Here is a 17,759-nt window from a genome sequence, read left to right on the forward strand (position 1 = left end):
CGCCGGAGCACTCAGGCCCTTCCAGCCCTTCTCCAGCACGAAGCCTCGGATATCGCCGGCGTCGTCCTTCGCCCAAACGACAAACACATCCGCGATCGGACTGTTGGTGATCCACATCTTGCTGCCGGTCAAGCTGTAACCGCCTTCAACCTTGCGCGCCCGAGTGATCATCGCGCCCGGGTCGGAACCGTGGTTCGGCTCGGTCAGGCCGAAGCAGCCTATCCATTCGCCTGAAGCGAGCTTCGGCAAATACTTCTGCTTCTGCGCCTCGGTGCCGAATTCGTTGATCGGCACCATGACCAGTGAGGACTGCACGCTCATCATCGACCGGTAGCCGGAGTCCACACGCTCCACTTCCCTGGCGATGAGGCCGTAGCTGACGTAATTCAGTCCGCTGCCGCCGTACTGTTCGGGAATGGTGGCGCCCAGGAGGCCCACTTCCCCCATTTCACGAAAGATCGCCGGGTCAGTCTTTTCATGACGGAACGCCTCCAGTACGCGCGGCGCCAGCTTCTGCTGAGCGAACTGCTCCGCAGTGTCGCGAATCATGCGTTCTTCTTCGGTGAGTTGCTGGTCCAGCAACAAGGGATCGATCCAGCTGAAGCTCGCTTTACCGGCCATGAAAAAGTCCTCGCCAATCAAATGGAAAATCGTGGACTGATCCTAGGCCCGGTTTCCCACGAGAGCAAACGAGGATTCGGCATGTTGTTGTGCTAATTTCTCACTCCGTAAACGCCATAGACCGCTGTTGCGCGGATAACGAGTGAGGCTTGCGTATATGCGTCGTAAAATCCCAAGCACCGCCGCCCTGATCAGCTTCGAGGCTGCCGCACGCCACGAAAGCTTCACCAAGGCGGCATTCGAGCTCTCTCTCACCCAAGGCGCTATCTGCCGCCAGATTGCCAGCCTGGAGGACTTCCTTGGCGTGGAACTTTTCCGACGCTCGAGACGCGGCGTCAAGCTGACTGAAGCGGGGCTTTCATATAGCCGTCGAATCGCCACGCAACTGGATGCCGTCGAGCGCGATACCCTTTCAGTGATGGGGCACACCGGCGCGAACGTTATCGAACTCGCCGTTGTGCCCACCTTCGGCACTCAATGGCTGCTGCCACGCCTCAAGGATTTCCAGCAGCAGCACCCTGAGGTGACGGTCAATCTCACCAACCGCACGCGCCCTTTCCTGTTCGCCGATACGGATTTCGATGCAGCCATCTACTTCGGCGACGCGGACTGGTCCGGTACCGAATCTCACAAATTAATGGGGGAACAGCCGTTGCCGGTATGCAGCCCCTCCTTGCTAGGCAACCGCAAAACTCTGACGCCAAAGGCAATCGCCGAGCTCCCCTTGCTCCAGCAGACAACCCGCCCATACGCGTGGCGCCAGTGGTTCAACTCACAAGACTTGAATATCGCACGCGACCTGACAGGTCCGCGCTATGAACTATTCTCCATGCTTGCCCAAGCCGCCATGCACGATATGGGTGTTGCCTTGATCCCGCCCTTCTTGATCCAGCGCGAACTGGCGGAGAAGCGCCTGGTCATTGCCAACCCCAATGCCCTGTCGAGCCTCAAGGCGTATTACCTGATGATCCCGGAACGGAAGGTGGAATCGGCCTCGCTTCGGGCATTTCGCGATTGGCTGGTCACCGAAGCCAGAGACTATGATGTTGAAAATTAAGGAAAAACCAGCCTCATAAAATAAGTAGTAATACTATATTAAGCACTACAGATATAACTATTTGTCGCATTTTACCAAACTGTGATCATATCGGTACAAACGTCCTAGAACCGTTGAAGCACGTGGCTTTAAGCCATATCGAGCGAGTCATATCGCTCCATTCATCTGACCGATACAAAAAGAATCATAATTGCCGTTATCCCTTGATTTATCTGGGTTTAACGACCTTTACCTCGCCAGTTGCGACATTCGGTCACAGGGTGACTTGTAGTTATATTTACGTCACACGTCATAATCCCTTGAAGGGCTGAATATTCGCCTGCAAAATGCCGCGCCCCGCCTGGTCAGGCGGGATCGTGCTGATCGGCCGCCCCAGTCGCACCATCCGAAGTGCCTGGGTTTACTCAATAAGATCACGCAGGAGATTTGACGTGCACATTGGTGTTCCTCTCGAAACCCAGACGGGTGAAACACGGGTTGCTGCTACCCCGGAAACCATCAAGAAGCTGGTCGGCCAAGGCCATAAAGTCACGGTTGAAAGCGGCGCCGGCGTCAAGGCCAGCGTTATCGACAGTGCCTATGAGGCAGCGGGCGCAACCATTGGCAGCGCCAGTGATGCATTCGGGGCGGAGCTGATTCTGAAGGTGGTTGCCCCCAGCGACAGCGAACTGACGCTGATCAAGAGCGGCACCGTTCTGGTGGGCATGCTCAACCCGTTCAACAACGAAACCATCGCCAAGCTGGCCGAACGCGGCATCACCGCATTCGCCCTTGAGGCCGCGCCGCGTACCTCCCGCGCTCAAAGCCTGGACGTGCTGTCGTCTCAAGCGAATATCGCCGGCTATAAAGCCGTGTTGCTGGCCGCCCATCACTATCCGCGCTTCATGCCGATGCTGATGACCGCCGCAGGCACCGTGAAAGCGGCGCGCGTACTGATTCTCGGCGCGGGCGTGGCCGGGCTTCAGGCGATCGCCACGGCCAAGCGCCTGGGCGCTGTGATCGAGGCATCGGACGTGCGTCCTGCGGTGAAAGAGCAAATCGAATCCCTTGGGGCCAAGTTCGTCGACGTGCCTTACGAGACCGACGAAGAGCGTGAATGCGCCGTTGGCGTCGGTGGTTACGCCCGGCCCATGCCAGCCAGCTGGATGCAGCGCCAGGCCCAAGCCGTGCACGAGCGCGCCAAGCAGGCGGACATCGTCATCACCACCGCATTGATTCCGGGCCGCAAGGCACCGACTTTGCTGAGCGCCGAAACCGTCGCGCAGATGAAACCGGGCTCGGTGGTCATCGACCTCGCAGCAGCACAGGGCGGTAACTGTCCGCTGACCGTGGCCGATCAGGTGGTGGTCGAAAACGGCGTGACCATTTGCGGCCCGACCAACCTGGCCGGGGAAGTCGCTGCCGACGCTTCGGCGCTGTACGCCCGCAACCTGCTGGACTTCCTGAAGCTGGTCTTCACCAAGGAAGGTCAGTTCGACGTGAACCTGGAAGACGACATCGTCGCCGCGTGCCTGATGTGCCGCGACGGCCAAGTCATCCGCAAAAACGCCTAAGCAGGGATTCAGACAATGGAAGAGCTTATCTCCCCCGGTATCTACAACCTGATCATCTTCGTGCTGGCGATTTATGTCGGTTACCACGTGGTCTGGAATGTTACACCCGCGCTGCACACGCCGTTGATGGCAGTGACCAACGCCATCTCGGCAATCGTGATCGTCGGCGCCATGCTCGCCGCCGCATTGACCGTCACGCCGCTGGGCAAGACCATGGGCACCCTCGCCGTGGCCCTGGCCGCGGTCAACGTGTTCGGTGGCTTCCTGGTGACGCGCCGCATGCTTGAGATGTTCAAGAAAAAAGCCCCGAAAGCCGTAAAAGAAGAGGCGCCCAAGTAATGAGCATGAACCTGGTAACGACGCTCTACCTGATTGCGTCGATCTGTTTCATCCAGGCCCTCAAAGGCCTTTCGCATCCCACCACCTCCCGCCGAGGCAACCTGTTCGGCATGCTCGGCATGGCGCTGGCGGTGCTCACTACCGTGGGTCTCATCTATAAGCTGGGCGCTGAACTAGCAACAGCCGGCATCGGCTATGTGATCGTCGGCCTGCTGGTTGGCGGTACCGCCGGCTCGATCATGGCCAAGCGCGTCGAGATGACCAAGATGCCGGAGCTGGTAGCGTTCATGCACAGCATGATCGGCCTGGCGGCGGTGTTCATTGCCATCGCCGCGGTAGTCGAACCGCAATCGCTGGGTATCGTCAAGCAACTGGGCGATTCGATTCCGGCCGGTAACCGTCTGGAGCTGTTCCTCGGCGCGGCCATCGGTGCAATCACCTTCTCCGGTTCGGTAATCGCTTTCGGCAAGTTGTCGGGCAAGTACAAGTTCCGCCTGTTCCAGGGCGCACCGGTACAGTTTGGTGGCCAGCACAAGCTCAACCTGATCCTGGGCCTGGCAACGCTGGGCCTGGGCCTGACCTTCATGTTCACCGGCAACCTCGGCGCGTTCGCCTTGATGTTGGCCTTGGCCTTCGTGCTGGGTGTGCTGATCATCATCCCGATCGGCGGCGCGGACATGCCGGTGGTGGTCTCGATGCTCAACAGCTATTCCGGCTGGGCCGCAGCGGGGATCGGCTTCTCGCTGAACAACTCGATGCTGATCATTGCCGGCTCCCTGGTGGGTTCGAGCGGTGCGATCCTGTCTTACATCATGTGCAAGGCGATGAACCGTTCGTTCTTCAACGTGCTGCTCGGTGGCTTCGGCAACGCCGCAGATGCGGCTGGCCCGGCAGGCTCGAAAGAAGCCCGTCCGGTGAAATCCGGTTCGGCAGATGACGCGACCTTCCTGCTGACCAACGCCGACACCGTGATCATCGTGCCGGGCTACGGCCTGGCGGTGGCCCGGGCGCAGCATGCGTTGAAAGAGCTGACCGAGAAGCTGACGCACCATGGCGTGACCGTCAAATATGCGATCCACCCGGTGGCCGGTCGCATGCCCGGGCACATGAACGTCCTGCTGGCCGAGGCCGAAGTGCCTTACGACCAGGTATTCGAGATGGAGGACATCAACTCCGAGTTCGGCCAGGCCGACGTGGTGCTGGTGCTGGGCGCCAACGATGTGGTCAACCCGGCGGCGAAGAACGATCCGAAATCGCCGATTGCCGGCATGCCCATCCTCGAAGCCTTCAAGGCCAAGACCATCATCGTCAACAAGCGCTCGATGGCCAGCGGTTATGCCGGCCTGGACAACGAGCTGTTCTACCTCGACAAGACCATGATGGTGTTCGGCGACGCCAAGAAGGTCATTGAGGACATGGTCAAGGCCGTGGAATAAGCTCAGCAGTGTTATCACAACGCCCCGACTTGTCGGGGCGTTTTGATTTGTATCAAGGCAGAAAGTTACCGATACGGTAATGATGTTTTGCCTGAAACGCCCGCAATAGACGCCTCAAATGCGACTTTTGTAGCGGGTCGGGCACGGCGCGAATTCTCTACACTGCGCATCCTGCTTCCTGCCCGAGACAACCATCCATGTACCGTGACCGCATCCGCCTGCCTTCGTTGTTGGACAAAGTGATGAGCGCTGCCGAGGCAGCCTTGCTGATTGAGGACGGGATGACCGTTGGCATGAGTGGCTTCACCCGCGCCGGAGAAGCCAAGGCGGTACCTCACGCACTGGCCGAACGGGCCAAGCTCGTGCCGCTGAAAATCAGCCTGATGACCGGAGCGAGCCTGGGCAACGATCTCGACAAGGAGCTCACCGAGGCAGGCGTGCTGGCGCGACGCATGCCGTTCCAGGTGGACAGCACCCTGCGCAAGGCCATCAACGCTGGCGAGGTCATGTTCATCGACCAGCATCTATCGGAGACCGTTGAACAGATGCGCAACGCGCAGCTCAAGCTGCCCGATATCGCCGTGATCGAAGCCGTGGCCATTACCGAACAAGGTCATATCGTGCCCACCACATCAGTGGGCAATTCGGCCAGCTTTGCGATTTTCGCCAGACAAGTGATCGTCGAGATCAATATGGCCCACAACCCGAATCTGGAAGGGCTCCACGACATCTATATCCCGAGCTACCGCCCAACCCGCACGCCCATTCCCCTGGTGAAGGTCGAGGACCGCATCGGTAGCCCTGCCATTCCAATCCCCGCGGAAAAAATTGCCGCCATTGTCATCACCCATCAAGCGGACTCACCCTCCACCGTCCTGCCACCTGACAGCGATACACAGGCTATTGCCGATCACCTGGTCGATTTTTTCAAGCAAGAGGTTGCAGCCGGACGGATGACCAACAAGCTCGGCCCCTTGCAGGCTGGAATCGGTAATATCGCCAACGCCGTGATGTGCGGCTTGATCGATTCCCCGTTCGAAGAACTGACCATGTATTCCGAGGTGCTGCAAGACTCGACCTTCGACCTGATCGATGCCGGCAAGCTGAGTTTCGCTTCTGGCAGTTCGATTACCTTGTCAGCTCGACGCAATGCCGATGTCTTCGGCAACCTGGAAAGGTACAAGGACAAATTGGTCCTGCGCCCGCAGGAAATCTCCAACCATCCAGAAGTTGTGCGCCGCCTGGGCATCATCGGCATCAACACAGCGTTGGAATTCGATCTGTACGGCAACGTCAACTCAACCCATGTGTGCGGCACGCGGATGATGAACGGCATTGGCGGATCGGGCGACTTCGCCCGGAATGCGCACCTGGCGGTGTTCGTTACCAAGTCCATCGCCAAGAGCGGTGCCATTTCCAGCGTCGTGCCGATGGTCAGCCATGTGGACCATACCGAGCACGACGTCGACATCCTGGTAACAGAGATCGGCCTGGCCGACCTGCGGGGGCTCGCACCACGGGAGCGAGCGAGGGTCATCATCGACAACTGTGTACACCCTATCTATCGCCAGGCGCTCGGCGACTATTTTGAAGCCGCTTGTAAGCTGGGCGGACATACGCCGCATATCCTTAAGGATGCACTCAGTTGGCACCTCAACCTTGAGGAAACCGGACGCATGTTGGCGATTTGATACAGCTGGCCTAGCGATACAGCAATAACAGTTTCGGTGAATGCATACGGCAGGGGTAGTTATTGTATAAAACTGTACTACTGTACCGGTTATTTCTTACACCCCATTCCTACAAAACGGGGAATAACAGCATAAAATGCACCCAAATTGTGCAGACAGGTACAGTTGCCTCAATATAGACCAGTACACCGCTCTTTAACAGTTAACTGGTCTCTCACAATACAGGTGAACTGTATCTAGAGAGACTGGCCAAACGAGAGGATCATGGGCACCAGTCAAACCACTACCTGATCCCGCCACAAGCGGAAGGATGTCAACCATGGAACGTACACTCAGTTCCGAGCTGTTTTTCGAAGACAAAGCTGAAAAAAACCAGGCTTCCCTGCCTCTTCGCGTTATCGCCAATCTGATGTTGTGGCAGCGCCGCATTGCCAGCCGCCATCAACTGGCTCGTCTGGATTCGCGTTTGCTGGCTGACGCCGGTATCAGCGAAGCACAACGCTACGAAGAGCTGAGCAAGCCGTTCTGGCGCTAACTCAGCGTCGCTGGCCCTGACCCACCGGGTCCATCGCCAGCATCGAATTGAATAAACGAGACCCGTCGTGGGAAACCACGACGGGTCTCGTCGTTTATGGGTCTAGGTTGCAATTTGCTGGAATAGAACAGTTTTAATTTTTTCAAGAGCAACAAGTACAGTTTAAACTGCTCGTCTTATTATTGTTCTGTAGCTGTCAGCCGCCGCGTTCTGTCCTAATATCGATCCTGACGTGGCGAAGCGAGTCGAATCTGCGTCTCTTCCTTCCAGCTACACGCACCGGCATCCTTCATCATCAAGGAGTTACATCATGATCCGTCTTCGCCTGCTCAGCACCGCTGTCCTGCTGGCTGTCGCCGCCCATTCCAACGCCAGCAGCTTTATCGTCACGACTGACTCCATCGTCGGCGCACTAAAAGCCACTTCCGACGTAACCTCCGACGCCACCTCTTCACTGCGGGACAACAAAATTGTTCAAGCTGCCCGTGATGATGCCGCCAGCTTCGTGGCTAGCGAAGGCGCCATCCGTGGCGTGAAGCTGGAAAGCGCGTTGGATTTCATTCGCCAGCAGGCTCCGCAGCTCAACGCCACCGATGCGCAGTTGGCACAGGCCATCCTGGTTATTTGATGCAACATGAAACATCGGGCACCCAGAGGTGCTCCGATGTTTCAGCACTGGCTCTGGCCCGCCGGTTTGCGCTAGCCTTCAGGCTCGCCAACCACTGTCGAGTCCCATGCGTTTTCCAAATCTGTACCGAGCCTTTTTCTTCGCAGCTTTCTGCTGGTCTGTTCCGGCCCAAGCCCTTGACGTGTCCACCCAACAGCTGGTGGCCAGCGCTTATGCCACAAGCCTCGTGACCTCGGCGCCCTTCGACAATAAACTGGTCGTCGCCGCTCGCGATGACGCCGCAACATTCATTGCCAGCGATGGACAGTTGCGAGGCGCACAGTTGGAATCGGCCTTGGCTTACCTGCGCCGGAGCCAGCCAAAACTTCACGCCAGCGACCTTGAACTGGCACAGGCAATTCTCGTCCAATAGCTATCTGTATTTTTCTTTTCGGAGTCGTTCCATGCGTAGCCCGCTGATTGCTGCCGCCCTTGGCCTGCTGGTGTTGGCCGATGTGGCCCAGGCACATACCTTGGTAGCCACCAGTAACATCATCGTTCGCGCTTCCCAGCGCTCGATCGATTTCACCTCTGACACCACTACCTCCATCCGTGATTCGAAAATCGTCCGTGAAGCACATGATGACGCGGCTAGCTTCGTCGCCAGCAACGGCGAAATACGTGGCGCTCATCTCGAGGCCGCTTTCGAAACCTTGCGTACCCGCGTACCGGAAGCTCGCGACGCCAGTGATCAGGTTCTCGCCGAAGCCATCCTCGCATTGTGAGGCGACTCGCCGCCTGGCTGACGGCCGGGGTCGTGCTGCTCATCGGCAGCACTGCCCAGGCCGGCCTGCAGCTACACCTCAATAGCGACGGCTTGAGCCCGGCGCAACAGCAGGCCAGTCAGGCATTGCTCGATGAAGCCATGCAAGCATTACCTCCGCGCTTCATCGAGCGATTGGACCGGCGCATCGATGTCGGCTGGACCGACCAGATGCCGGAAAACGCCTACGGCCAGGCTTCGCTGGTGTCGCAGCTGGATCTCAACCGGAACCTGCTCGACAGCCTCACCGACGGCAGCGCCGCCAGGCAAAAGACCCAGCGGCCGCACGGCACGGTGCGGCGAGAGATGCTCGCCACGGTCCTCCACGAACTGACCCATATCTATGATCGCTCGCGTCTATGGCCGGATGCCGAACGTGCGCTGATCCAGCGCTGTACGCGGCGCAACAGCAGTGCAGGATTGATCGGGCTCCCGGATGAGTGCCGGGGTGAGAACGACCGCCGCTTCACCCTCAGCGATGATCCACGCTTGCTCGACTTGGCCGGTTGGCCGCAATACGTCGGCCGCCGCGGCGAACGGGAACAGCATAACCGCCAGGTCGCCCGCAGCCCGGACCTCTACGAGACCAGCAGTCCCAAGGAGTTCGTCGCGGTGAACATGGAGTATTTTCTCCTGGACCCGAGCTATGCCTGCCGGCGCCCCGCCCTGTATCGCTATTATCAGGAACACTTCGGCTGGGCGCCTGCCGCCAAGGACACCTGCGCCCAGTCCTTCGCTTTCCTCAACGCCGGCAACGATTTCGCCAAGACGCCGCTGGGCAAGGTGGATCCGGAGCGCGTCTACGCGATCGATTACCTGCTGGCCGAAGCCAACCAGAACTGGGTCAGTCGCTGGGGCCACAGCATGCTCCGGCTGGTGATCTGCGCGCCGGGCCGACCACGTGGGCCGGATTGCCGGTTGGACCTGGATCAGCACCTGGTGTTGTCTTACCGTGCGTTTGTAGGTGATGTACAGCTGTCGAGTTGGGACGGACTGGTGGGCAAATACCCGTCGCGCCTGTTTGTGCTGCCGCTGGCCCAGGTAATCGATGAATACACCAAAACCGAACTGCGCAGCCTGGCATCAGTTCCGCTGAACTTGTCTCGTGCCGAGATCGAGGAGACAGTCGAACGTGCCGCCGAAATGCATTGGAGCTACGACGGAAACTACTATTTCCTCTCCAATAACTGCGCGGTTGAAAGCCTGAAGCTGCTGCGCAGCGGCAGTAACAACGAGCAGCTCAAGGGCCTGGACAGCATCATGCCCAACGGCTTGCTGGAAATCCTCAAGGGTCGAGGCCTGGCCGATACCAGCGTACTGGATGATCCCAAGGAGGCACTGCGCCTCGGTTACCGCTTCGACTCGTTCCGCGACCGCTATCAGGCGATGTTCGAAGTCCTGAAAAAGCATCTGCCCATCAAACAACAAACCGTTGAAGGCTGGCTGGCCCTGGACGCCACTGAACGCCGCGCCTGGTTCGAGCAGGCAGACCTGCGCACCAGCGCGGCGCTGCTTCTATTGGAGCAGGCGAGTTTCCGCCGGCAATTGCTGCTGGCTCAGGATGAGGTCAAGCAGCGCTACCTCGGTGCCCGCGAATTGCAGAACGGCGGTATGGAACGGGCAAACGCGACGCTGCAGCAGATTCTCGCCAACAGCGGTTTCCTGAGCCGCCCGGCCGAATTGCTGGGCAGCGGCGGCTATGGTCTGCCGCAACCCAGCGAGTGGCAACGACTGGAATCGGAAAGCAGCCTGCGCCAGAAGCAACTGCAAACGCTCACAGGCGACCTGGATAAGGAGGTTCGCGCGTTGCTGGAGCCGAGCCGAGCAGCTGAAATTGCTGCAAGCGAGGCCAACGTGAAGGTGATCGGCGAACATCTGCGCAAGCTGCACAAAGCCGGGGGCGGGTTGGAGTTGCCCTGAACCGTTTGGATGAAACTTTAAAAAGGGGGTTCAGAACTCAGTTCTGAACCCCCTTTTTTGTAGCTGCAAACCGAATCTGGAATCAGCCCAGACGCGCCTTGCGCACGCCGTCAGCCAAGGCAGCACACAAGCTCAACACGCCATCGATCGCCTGCTCCGACGTGTCGGCACGGGCGATATGGTCGATCAGCGCCGAGCCAACCACTACCCCATCGGCCAGCCGCGCGATAGCTGCCGCCTGTTCAGGCGTGCGGATACCGAAACCGATGCTGATCGGCAGATCGGTATGCCGACGCAAACGCGCCACGGCCTCTTCCACATGTTCCAGCGTCGCGGCGCCGGCACCGGTCACACCGGCAACTGACACGTAGTAGACAAAACCGGAACTGCCGTTGAGCACGGTGGGCAAGCGCACGTCGTCGGTGGTTGGCGTAGTCAGGCGGATAAAGTCCAGGCCGACGGCCTGGGCCGGTTCGCACAGTTCGCTGTTGTGCTCGGGCGGCATGTCCACCACGATCAGGCCATCGACGCCGGAGTCCAGCGCCTCGCCGATGAAACGCTGCACACCATAACGATGGATCGGGTTGAAATAACCCATCAGCACCAGCGGTGTCTCGGTGTTGTCCTTGCGGAACTCACGCACCATCTGCAGGGTTTTCGCCAGGTTCTGCTGGGCCCCCAGGGCGCGAATATTCGCCAGCTGGATTGCCGGGCCGTCAGCCATCGGATCGGTGAACGGCATGCCCAGCTCGATCACGTCCGCGCCAGCGGCAGGCAGGCCCTTGAGGATCGCCAGCGAGGTGTCGTAGTCCGGATCACCGGCGGTGACAAACGTCACCAGCGCCGCGCGATTCTGTTCCTTGAGTTCGGCAAAACGGGTTTGCAGGCGGCTCATCAATGTTTCTCCTGCTGGGACTGTTCCATATGGTGCATTACGGTTTGCATGTCTTTGTCGCCGCGGCCGGACAGGTTGACCACCATCAGGTGATCCTTGGGCAGGTTAGGCGCACGCTTGAACACTTCAGCCAAGGCGTGGGCGCTTTCCAGCGCAGGAATGATCCCTTCAAGACGGCAGCATTTATGGAAAGCTTCCAAAGCTTCGGCGTCGGTGACCGAGGTGTACTGGACCCGGCCGATGTCATGCAACCAGGCGTGTTCCGGACCGATCCCCGGATAATCGAGACCTGCGGATATGGAATGGGCGTCGATGATCTGACCGTCGTCGTCCTGCAACAGGAATGTACGGTTGCCGTGCAGCACACCCGGAACGCCACCGTTCAGGCTCGCAGCGTGCTTGCCGGTCTCGATGCCATAACCAGCCGCTTCAACGCCGATGATATCGACGCTCTTGTCATCCAGGAACGGATGGAACAGGCCCATGGCGTTGGAGCCTCCACCGATGCATGCCACCAGGCTATCCGGCAGCCGGCCTTCCTGGGCTTGCAACTGATCGCGGGTTTCCTTGCCGATCACCGCCTGGAAATCACGGACCATCGCCGGGTAAGGGTGCGGCCCGGCCACGGTGCCGATCAGATAGAAGGTGCTGTCGACGTTGGTCACCCAATCGCGCAGCGCCTCATTCATCGCATCCTTGAGGGTGCCGGTGCCAGCAACCACCGGAATCACTTCGGCACCCAGCAGTTTCATCCGGAACACGTTGGCCTGCTGGCGCTCGATGTCGGTGGTGCCCATATAGATCACACACTCAAGGCCAAAACGCGCAGCCACGGTGGCAGTGGCCACGCCGTGCATGCCTGCGCCGGTCTCGGCGATGATGCGCTTCTTGCCCATGCGCCGTGCCAGCAGAATCTGGCCGATGCAGTTGTTGATCTTGTGGGCGCCGGTGTGGTTCAGCTCTTCACGCTTGAGGTAGATCTTCGCACCGCCGCAGTACTCGGTCAGGCGCTCGGCGAAATACAGCGGGCTCGGACGACCGACATAATCGCGTTGGAAGTAGGCCAGTTCCTCAATGAACGCAGGATCTTCCTTCGCCACTTCGTATTCACGGGCCAGATCAAGGATCAACGGCATCAGCGTTTCGGCCACGTAGCGGCCGCCGAATGCGCCAAACAGGCCATTGGCATCAGGGCCGCTGCGCAGGTTGAAAGAGGTCGTAGGCTGGGTCATCGGGCGCTCCAGGCGAATGCGTAGAAAAACAGTGAGGGCCACTCTACCCCTGCCATCGCGCCCTGAAAACCGATAAGATCGCCGCAACCTGTCAGGAAAACTCACAGATACCATGAGCCACGACCTTCCGCCGCTAAACGCCCTGCGTGCCTTCGAAGCCACCGCCCGCCTGAACAGCGTAAGCCAGGCGGCGGACCAGTTGCACGTCACCCACGGCGCCGTCAGCCGGCAATTGAAAGTGCTCGAAGAGCACTTGGGTGTCAGCCTGTTCAGCAAGGATGGCCGTGGCCTGAAACTCACAGATGCAGGTTTGCGTCTGCGTGACGCCAGTGCCGACGCCTTCGAACGCCTGCGCACGGTTTGCGCGGAGCTGACGCAAAGCACTGCGGATGCGCCGTTCGTGCTGGGCTGCTCAGGAAGCCTGCTGGCGCGCTGGTTCATACCCCGCCTGGGCAGGCTCAACGCTGATCTGCCCGACTTGCGCCTGCACCTGTCCGCCGGCGAAGGCGACCTGGACCCGAGGCGACCGGGACTGGACGCCCTGCTGGTATTCGCCGAACCGCCCTGGCCAACCGACATGCAAGTGTATGAACTGGCCAGCGAGCGAATCGGCCCGGTGATCAGCCCGCGCTACGCCGGATTCGCCCGACTGCAGGACGCACCGGCCAGCACATTGTTGGGCGAGCCGCTATTGCATACCACCTCTCGCCCGCAGGCCTGGCCAACCTGGGCACGACAAAATGCCTTGGAACCCCAGTCACTGAGATTCGGGCAAGGTTTTGAGCATCTGTATTATTTACTGGAGGCAGCGGTAGCCGGGCTTGGCGTGGCCATCGCCCCGGAACCGCTAGTAGCCGAGGACGTGCGTGCCGGACGCCTGGTCGCGCCGTGGGGCTTCAGTGAAACCCCGGCGCGGCTGGCGTTGTGGCTGCCCAAGCGCGCCGCGGATGGGCGCGCCCGGCAATTGGCAGAGTGGCTCAGGCATGAGCTGAGCCCACCCATTCAGTCACCGCGCTTGCACAACAAGTAAGCGGCCAGCAAACCAAGCGCCCCAACCGCGACACCGGCCGTGGTCCAGGGATGTTCTTGAGCGTAATCACGGGTGGCGATCCCGGTTTCACGGGTTTTCACCTTGACCTCTTCATACGCATCGCTGAGCAGATGCCGAGAGTGTTTCAGCGCGCTTTCGGCATTGGCCTTGAGCGACTTGAGGGTTTTGCGCGACTCGTCCGAAGCGTCGTCCTTCAGGCTTTCCAAGGACTTGAGCAGACTCTCGATCTCCGCTTCCATGCTTTGCAACGAGGCTTTACGTAACGAAGTGCTGGCCATGGTGGCTCTCTCCTGCAGTGGTTGAGTAGCGTGTGAGGATTGGGACTGCGACCGCTTGCGAAAGTGCAGTAAATCTGAACTTTCGCAGCGAAAACGGCGACACACGTAAGGCGAAAAATCGCTGCTAGGCTGTTAAAGACAACCAAGGAGAACGTCATGAGTGATCATCACACGTACAAAAAGGTCGAACTGGTCGGCTCGTCTCCCACCAGCATTGAAGACGCCATCAACAATGCCCTGGCGGAGGCCAGCAAAAGCCTCAAGCACCTGGAATGGTTCGAGGTCACCGAAACCCGCGGTCACATCGAAAACGGCCGTGCCGCGCACTTCCAGGTGACCATCAAGGTCGGGTTCCGGATCGCCAACAGCTGAGCTGCTTTGAACTTGCACGCTGGCGGAGTGCCATAGGGAATGGCGATGCGCTATGGTTCGCGCATCAGGCCTTTCTGATACCTCCCTATTTGATCCGTCCAAGGAGTGCGAGCGATGAAGAAGTTGATGGTGGCCCTGGGTCTGCTGAGCCTTGCGGGTGGCGCGTTTGCGGCCGGCAAGCCCTGCGAAGAGCTGAAAAGCGAAATCGCGGCGAAGCTTGATGCCAAAGGTGTATCGGGTTATTCGCTGGAAGTTGTCGATAAAGGCGCAGCGGCTGACGGAGAAGTCGTCGGCACCTGCGAAGGCGGTTCAAAGGAAATCGTCTACAAACGCGGCTGATTGCGCGTTCAAATCAAAGCCGACGCAGTGCGTCGGCTTTTTTGTAGCTGTGATTCAGCCCTTCATGACTTGCGCCAGCAGCTCATACGAGTGCAGACGGTCGGCGTGCTCGTACAGATCGCTGGTAAAAATCAGCTCGTCGGCCTGGGTTTGCTCGATCAGCACCTCCAGCCTGGCGCGGATTTTCTGCGGCCCGCCGATCATCGCCAAGCCAAGGAAGTCCCCGACCGCTTCTTTCTCATGGGGCAGCCATAGGCCATTCATGGTTTCCACTGGCGGACGCTGCACCAGACTCTGGCCGCGCATCAACGCCAGGATGCGCTGGTATACCGAAGTCGCCAGGTAATCGGCCTGCGCATCGGTATCCGCTGCCACCAGCGGTACGCCGAGCATGACGTAAGGTTTGTCCAGCACCGCAGACGGTTTGAAATGATTGCGATAGACGCGAATCGCCTCATGCATGAAACGCGGTGCGAAATGCGAGGCGAAGGCGTAGGGCAACCCGCGCTCTCCGGCCAGTTGCGCACTGAACAGGCTCGAACCCAGCAGCCACACCGGCACGTTGGTCCCCGTGCCCGGCATGGCAATGATGCGCTGGTCCGGGGTTCGCGGGCCGAGGTAACTCATCAGTTCAGCCACATCGTCAGGGAAATCATCGGCACTGCCGGAGCGTTCACGGCGCAGGGCCCGGGCGGTCATCTGGTCGGAGCCGGGTGCGCGGCCCAGCCCGAGATCGATCCGGCCCGGAAACAGGCTCTCCAACGTGCCGAACTGCTCGGCAATGACCAGAGGCGCATGATTCGGCAGCATCACCCCGCCGGAGCCGACACGAATGGTCGATGTGCCGCCCGCCAGATAGCCCAGCAACACCGCCGTCGCGGAGCTGGCGATGCCGTCCATGTTGTGGTGCTCAGCCACCCAGAAGCGGGTGTAGCCATATTTTTCCACGTGTTGCGCCAGGTCCAGGGAGTTGCGCAAGGACTGGGCGGCGTTGCCATCGGCACGCACGGGAACTAGGTCTAGGGTTGAAAATTTGACTTCGGACAGCTGTTTCATGGGCCGGCATCTCCAACGGCGTACCAGCTTTCCTGTGGGCGAAAGCCTGCCGTTTCTGTAGGTGTGTCCTATGAATGTGGGCATATACCCGAGATTCAATAGTAGCGGAGAAATTTCCTACTAAATTAGTCGACTAATCCGCCAGGGTGAACTTTATCAGCCGGTCTATCCTCACAATCCTGGCACCGAAAAATAACCAGGCGCGAACCCTCGCGCCGGATCATGAGGAGGCACACATGGCTATCGTCAAGAAAGCATCGGCTCACTGGGAAGGTGACCTGAAGACCGGAATCGGCTCCATCTCCACGGAAACCGGCGTGTTGCGCGAAGCGCCCTATGGTTTCAAGGCACGTTTTGAAGGCGGCAAAGGCACCAACCCCGAAGAACTGATCGGTGCCGCCCATGCGGGCTGTTTTTCCATGGCGTTTTCGATGATTCTCGGCGATGCCGGGCTCAAGGCCGACAGCATCGACACCAACGCCGAAGTGACGCTGGACCAGGTTGATGGCGGCTTTGCCATTACCGCGGTGAAACTCATCCTCAAGGCCAAAATTCCCGGCGCCAGCCAGGAACAATTCGAGGAATTGAGCAACAAGGCCAAGGAAGGTTGCCCGGTTTCCAAGGTGCTCAACGCCAAGATCACCCTGGAGGCCTCGCTGGTAAGTTGATGAACTGAAAAGATCGCAGCCTCTCCACAGGCTGCGGTCTTTTTGATGGGCGATCTATTTGCCCGAAGGCAATTGTGATCGAATGCAGGTCTGCAGTTTCAGCGCACAGGCAGTGCGCGCTGTATTGAGGGATTCCAGCATGAAACGATTCGCCCTGGCAGTCATCGGTTGCGCATTGGCCACATCGGCCCTCGCGGCGCCTAAATCCTGCGAGGAACTGAAAGCAGAGATCGAAGCGAAAATCCAAGCCAACAACGTGCCGTCATACACCTTGGAAATCGTCACCGATGACGAAGTCCACGACCAGAACATGGTTGTGGGCAGTTGCGAATACGGCACCAAAAAAATCATCTACCAGAAGAACGACCGCTAGGCAGCGCTACATCAGGCAATTGGCCTGCCGATCCTCGGCGACGATTTCACGCTTGGCGTTGTAGAGCCGGGCGCTTGGGGAGTAAGCCAGGTTGCGAGCCTCCAGGCGATAACGCTGGCCGGCCTCGAACTGGTCGTAGCGTACGATGAGGTAGCACAGCCGTTCTTTCGGCTCGCTCATCATGCCCAGCCCACCGCCAGCGCCGAACACCTCGAAGTCGAAGCGCACCTTCAATTCATGGCTACCCGGCGAGACCTGGAAAAATCGCCCGTCCCGCAGTCGCTGGCCGTCCAGGCTTTCAGCCATCAGCAACTTGCCGCCCGGCATTGGCGTGGCGAAATCGACCCAGGCCATGTTCGGGTCCATTTCAGGCAATGGGCTCGTTGCACATCCGCTCAACGTGGCGAGAGCCAACAACAGCGTGGGTAGGCGCATGATCGGTTTCCTCAAGTCAGACGCCGAGCATAACGCCGATCAGCTTTGCTGGCAGCCCGCCGGCGTGCCTTGGCCCACCACCTTTCGTTGCTCGTCATAAAGCTTGGCCCACGGACGGAAACCGATACTGCCGGCCTGCAGCTGGTAGCGCCGGCCCGCATTGAAATCCTTGAATTTCACGTTCAACCGGCAATCACGCCACAACGGTTCGGCATCCGGGCCGATGTTGCCCGGTTCCACGGCAAATTGATAACGCACCGTCAGCTCATGACTGCCGGGCTGCACTTCGAAATAACGACGGTCGGTGGAGGCTTTGTCATCGACTTCCAGCGCTTGCAAAGCCGTGTCCCGATGGTTTCCCAGGTCGATCCACGCTTGAGAGGGGTCGGGATCAGGCAAACTGGCACAGCCGGTCAGCAGCAACAGGCCACAAGTCAGCATCAACACGCGCATAGCGAAGCTCCGGGCAGGCGAGATA

General features: G+C 59.3%; 22 protein-coding genes (1 of these 22 only partly in view). 15 read left to right on the top strand and 7 right to left on the bottom strand.

What is annotated here, in order from left to right; genetic code table 11:
• Positions 1-621, bottom strand: partial view of an acyl-CoA dehydrogenase gene (locus PSH78_RS25795; protein ID WP_305497642.1) — the 5' portion only. It extends 561 nt beyond the left edge of the window; 621 of the gene's 1,182 nt are visible here — the first part of the coding sequence; the start codon lies at positions 619-621; the stop codon falls past the left edge of the window.
• Positions 622-778: 157 nt separating this feature from the next.
• Between PSH78_RS25795 and PSH78_RS25800 the strand changes: the two genes are divergently transcribed.
• The 10 genes from PSH78_RS25800 (at position 779) to PSH78_RS25845 (ending at position 10,582) form a co-directional block, all read left to right on the top strand.
• Positions 779-1,678, top strand: coding sequence for a LysR family transcriptional regulator (locus PSH78_RS25800; protein ID WP_305497643.1), 900 nt, complete (start codon positions 779-781; stop codon positions 1,676-1,678).
• Between the two features lie 431 nt (positions 1,679-2,109).
• Positions 2,110-3,231, top strand: a complete 1,122-nt coding sequence (locus tag PSH78_RS25805; RefSeq protein WP_305497644.1) for a Re/Si-specific NAD(P)(+) transhydrogenase subunit alpha — start codon at positions 2,110-2,112, stop codon at positions 3,229-3,231.
• 15 nt (positions 3,232-3,246) lie between these two features.
• Positions 3,247-3,570 (top strand): NAD(P) transhydrogenase subunit alpha, encoded by a 324-nt coding sequence (locus tag PSH78_RS25810; protein WP_003187010.1) that lies wholly within the window; start codon positions 3,247-3,249, stop codon positions 3,568-3,570.
• Entirely contained in the window at positions 3,570-5,006 is a 1,437-nt protein-coding gene (locus PSH78_RS25815; RefSeq protein WP_305497645.1) for an NAD(P)(+) transhydrogenase (Re/Si-specific) subunit beta, read from the top strand. Before PSH78_RS25810 ends, PSH78_RS25815 begins: the two co-directional genes overlap by 1 nt.
• 197 nt (positions 5,007-5,203) lie before the next feature.
• Positions 5,204-6,697: an acetyl-CoA hydrolase/transferase family protein gene (locus tag PSH78_RS25820; protein WP_305497646.1), complete on the top strand. Its 1,494-nt coding sequence runs from the start codon at positions 5,204-5,206 to the stop codon at positions 6,695-6,697.
• A 319-nt stretch (positions 6,698-7,016) separates the two neighbouring features.
• On the top strand, positions 7,017-7,232 hold the full coding sequence (locus PSH78_RS25825) for a DUF1127 domain-containing protein (RefSeq protein WP_003187014.1): 216 nt from the start codon (positions 7,017-7,019) through the stop codon (positions 7,230-7,232).
• Positions 7,233-7,542: 310 nt separating this feature from the next.
• Positions 7,543-7,860 (top strand): DUF2388 domain-containing protein, encoded by a 318-nt coding sequence (locus PSH78_RS25830; RefSeq protein WP_305497647.1) that lies wholly within the window; start codon positions 7,543-7,545, stop codon positions 7,858-7,860.
• A 106-nt stretch (positions 7,861-7,966) separates the two neighbouring features.
• Positions 7,967-8,272, top strand: a complete 306-nt coding sequence (locus PSH78_RS25835) for a DUF2388 domain-containing protein (RefSeq protein ID WP_305497648.1) — start codon at positions 7,967-7,969, stop codon at positions 8,270-8,272.
• A gap of 31 nt (positions 8,273-8,303) precedes the next feature.
• Positions 8,304-8,624, top strand: a complete 321-nt coding sequence (locus PSH78_RS25840) for a DUF2388 domain-containing protein (protein WP_039593376.1) — start codon at positions 8,304-8,306, stop codon at positions 8,622-8,624.
• Positions 8,621-10,582, top strand: coding sequence for a DUF4105 domain-containing protein (locus PSH78_RS25845; protein ID WP_305497649.1), 1,962 nt, complete (start codon positions 8,621-8,623; stop codon positions 10,580-10,582). The genes PSH78_RS25840 and PSH78_RS25845 overlap by 4 nt, the downstream gene beginning before the upstream one ends.
• A gap of 82 nt (positions 10,583-10,664) precedes the next feature.
• Here PSH78_RS25845 and trpA read toward each other — a convergent pair whose 3' ends face one another.
• Positions 10,665-11,477, bottom strand: a complete 813-nt coding sequence (trpA, locus tag PSH78_RS25850; RefSeq protein WP_305497650.1) for a tryptophan synthase subunit alpha — start codon at positions 11,475-11,477, stop codon at positions 10,665-10,667.
• On the bottom strand, positions 11,477-12,709 hold the full coding sequence (trpB, locus tag PSH78_RS25855; protein ID WP_305497651.1) for a tryptophan synthase subunit beta: 1,233 nt from the start codon (positions 12,707-12,709) through the stop codon (positions 11,477-11,479). The genes trpA and trpB overlap by 1 nt, the downstream gene beginning before the upstream one ends.
• A 112-nt stretch (positions 12,710-12,821) precedes the next feature.
• On the opposite strand from trpB, the gene PSH78_RS25860 reads away from it, so the two are divergent.
• Complete coding sequence (locus tag PSH78_RS25860; RefSeq protein ID WP_305497652.1) at positions 12,822-13,739, top strand: LysR family transcriptional regulator; 918 nt, start codon at positions 12,822-12,824, stop codon at positions 13,737-13,739.
• Here the strand turns inward: PSH78_RS25860 and PSH78_RS25865 are convergent.
• Complete coding sequence (locus tag PSH78_RS25865; RefSeq protein ID WP_186611411.1) at positions 13,712-14,038, bottom strand: YqjD family protein; 327 nt, start codon at positions 14,036-14,038, stop codon at positions 13,712-13,714. The two genes, PSH78_RS25860 and PSH78_RS25865, sit on opposite strands and share 28 nt — an antisense overlap.
• Before the next feature lie 156 nt (positions 14,039-14,194).
• On the opposite strand from PSH78_RS25865, the gene PSH78_RS25870 reads away from it, so the two are divergent.
• Both PSH78_RS25870 and PSH78_RS25875 read left to right on the top strand, forming a co-directional pair.
• Positions 14,195-14,410, top strand: a complete 216-nt coding sequence (locus PSH78_RS25870; protein ID WP_003177209.1) for a dodecin — start codon at positions 14,195-14,197, stop codon at positions 14,408-14,410.
• A gap of 114 nt (positions 14,411-14,524) precedes the next feature.
• A complete protein-coding gene (locus PSH78_RS25875; protein WP_305497653.1) occupies positions 14,525-14,749 on the top strand; it encodes a DUF1161 domain-containing protein in 225 nt (74 codons plus the stop codon).
• Positions 14,750-14,803: 54 nt separating this feature from the next.
• Here the strand turns inward: PSH78_RS25875 and PSH78_RS25880 are convergent, their stop codons facing one another.
• On the bottom strand, positions 14,804-15,805 hold the full coding sequence (locus tag PSH78_RS25880) for an LLM class flavin-dependent oxidoreductase (RefSeq protein ID WP_305497654.1): 1,002 nt from the start codon (positions 15,803-15,805) through the stop codon (positions 14,804-14,806).
• 236 nt (positions 15,806-16,041) lie between these two features.
• Between PSH78_RS25880 and PSH78_RS25885 the strand changes: the two genes are divergently transcribed.
• Positions 16,042-16,473: an OsmC family protein gene (locus PSH78_RS25885; protein ID WP_305497655.1), complete on the top strand. Its 432-nt coding sequence runs from the start codon at positions 16,042-16,044 to the stop codon at positions 16,471-16,473.
• 139 nt (positions 16,474-16,612) lie between these two features.
• Complete coding sequence (locus PSH78_RS25890; protein ID WP_305497656.1) at positions 16,613-16,846, top strand: DUF1161 domain-containing protein; 234 nt, start codon at positions 16,613-16,615, stop codon at positions 16,844-16,846.
• A 6-nt stretch (positions 16,847-16,852) separates the two neighbouring features.
• Here PSH78_RS25890 and PSH78_RS25895 read toward each other — a convergent pair whose 3' ends face one another.
• Positions 16,853-17,281, bottom strand: a complete 429-nt coding sequence (locus PSH78_RS25895) for a hypothetical protein (protein WP_305497657.1) — start codon at positions 17,279-17,281, stop codon at positions 16,853-16,855.
• Positions 17,282-17,320: 39 nt separating this feature from the next.
• Positions 17,321-17,734, bottom strand: coding sequence for a hypothetical protein (locus tag PSH78_RS25900; protein ID WP_305497658.1), 414 nt, complete (start codon positions 17,732-17,734; stop codon positions 17,321-17,323).
• Between the last annotated feature and the right edge of the window lie 25 nt (positions 17,735-17,759).

It is taken from the genome of Pseudomonas sp. FP198 (assembly GCF_030687895.1).
GTDB lineage: Bacteria > Pseudomonadota > Gammaproteobacteria > Pseudomonadales > Pseudomonadaceae > Aquipseudomonas.

Bases quoted from the DNA above. Each gene is read 5' to 3' on its own strand.
- PSH78_RS25895 (WP_305497657.1), bottom strand. From the start codon at position 17,281: ATGCGCCTACCCACGCTGTTGTTGGCTCTCGCCACGTTGAGCGGATGT.
- PSH78_RS25815 (WP_305497645.1), top strand. From the start codon at position 3,570: ATGAGCATGAACCTGGTAACGACGCTCTACCTGATTGCGTCGATCTGT.
- PSH78_RS25875 (WP_305497653.1), top strand. From the start codon at position 14,525: ATGAAGAAGTTGATGGTGGCCCTGGGTCTGCTGAGCCTTGCGGGTGGC.
- trpB (WP_305497651.1), bottom strand. From the start codon at position 12,709: ATGACCCAGCCTACGACCTCTTTCAACCTGCGCAGCGGCCCTGATGCC.
- PSH78_RS25865 (WP_186611411.1), bottom strand. From the start codon at position 14,038: ATGGCCAGCACTTCGTTACGTAAAGCCTCGTTGCAAAGCATGGAAGCG.
- trpA (WP_305497650.1), bottom strand. From the start codon at position 11,477: ATGAGCCGCCTGCAAACCCGTTTTGCCGAACTCAAGGAACAGAATCGC.
- PSH78_RS25890 (WP_305497656.1), top strand. From the start codon at position 16,613: ATGAAACGATTCGCCCTGGCAGTCATCGGTTGCGCATTGGCCACATCG.
- PSH78_RS25820 (WP_305497646.1), top strand. From the start codon at position 5,204: ATGTACCGTGACCGCATCCGCCTGCCTTCGTTGTTGGACAAAGTGATG.
- PSH78_RS25825 (WP_003187014.1), top strand. From the start codon at position 7,017: ATGGAACGTACACTCAGTTCCGAGCTGTTTTTCGAAGACAAAGCTGAA.
- PSH78_RS25880 (WP_305497654.1), bottom strand. From the start codon at position 15,805: ATGAAACAGCTGTCCGAAGTCAAATTTTCAACCCTAGACCTAGTTCCC.
- PSH78_RS25830 (WP_305497647.1), top strand. From the start codon at position 7,543: ATGATCCGTCTTCGCCTGCTCAGCACCGCTGTCCTGCTGGCTGTCGCC.
- PSH78_RS25835 (WP_305497648.1), top strand. From the start codon at position 7,967: ATGCGTTTTCCAAATCTGTACCGAGCCTTTTTCTTCGCAGCTTTCTGC.
- PSH78_RS25800 (WP_305497643.1), top strand. From the start codon at position 779: ATGCGTCGTAAAATCCCAAGCACCGCCGCCCTGATCAGCTTCGAGGCT.
- PSH78_RS25840 (WP_039593376.1), top strand. From the start codon at position 8,304: ATGCGTAGCCCGCTGATTGCTGCCGCCCTTGGCCTGCTGGTGTTGGCC.
- PSH78_RS25860 (WP_305497652.1), top strand. From the start codon at position 12,822: ATGAGCCACGACCTTCCGCCGCTAAACGCCCTGCGTGCCTTCGAAGCC.
- PSH78_RS25885 (WP_305497655.1), top strand. From the start codon at position 16,042: ATGGCTATCGTCAAGAAAGCATCGGCTCACTGGGAAGGTGACCTGAAG.
- PSH78_RS25870 (WP_003177209.1), top strand. From the start codon at position 14,195: ATGAGTGATCATCACACGTACAAAAAGGTCGAACTGGTCGGCTCGTCT.
- PSH78_RS25900 (WP_305497658.1), bottom strand. From the start codon at position 17,734: ATGCGCGTGTTGATGCTGACTTGTGGCCTGTTGCTGCTGACCGGCTGT.
- PSH78_RS25810 (WP_003187010.1), top strand. From the start codon at position 3,247: ATGGAAGAGCTTATCTCCCCCGGTATCTACAACCTGATCATCTTCGTG.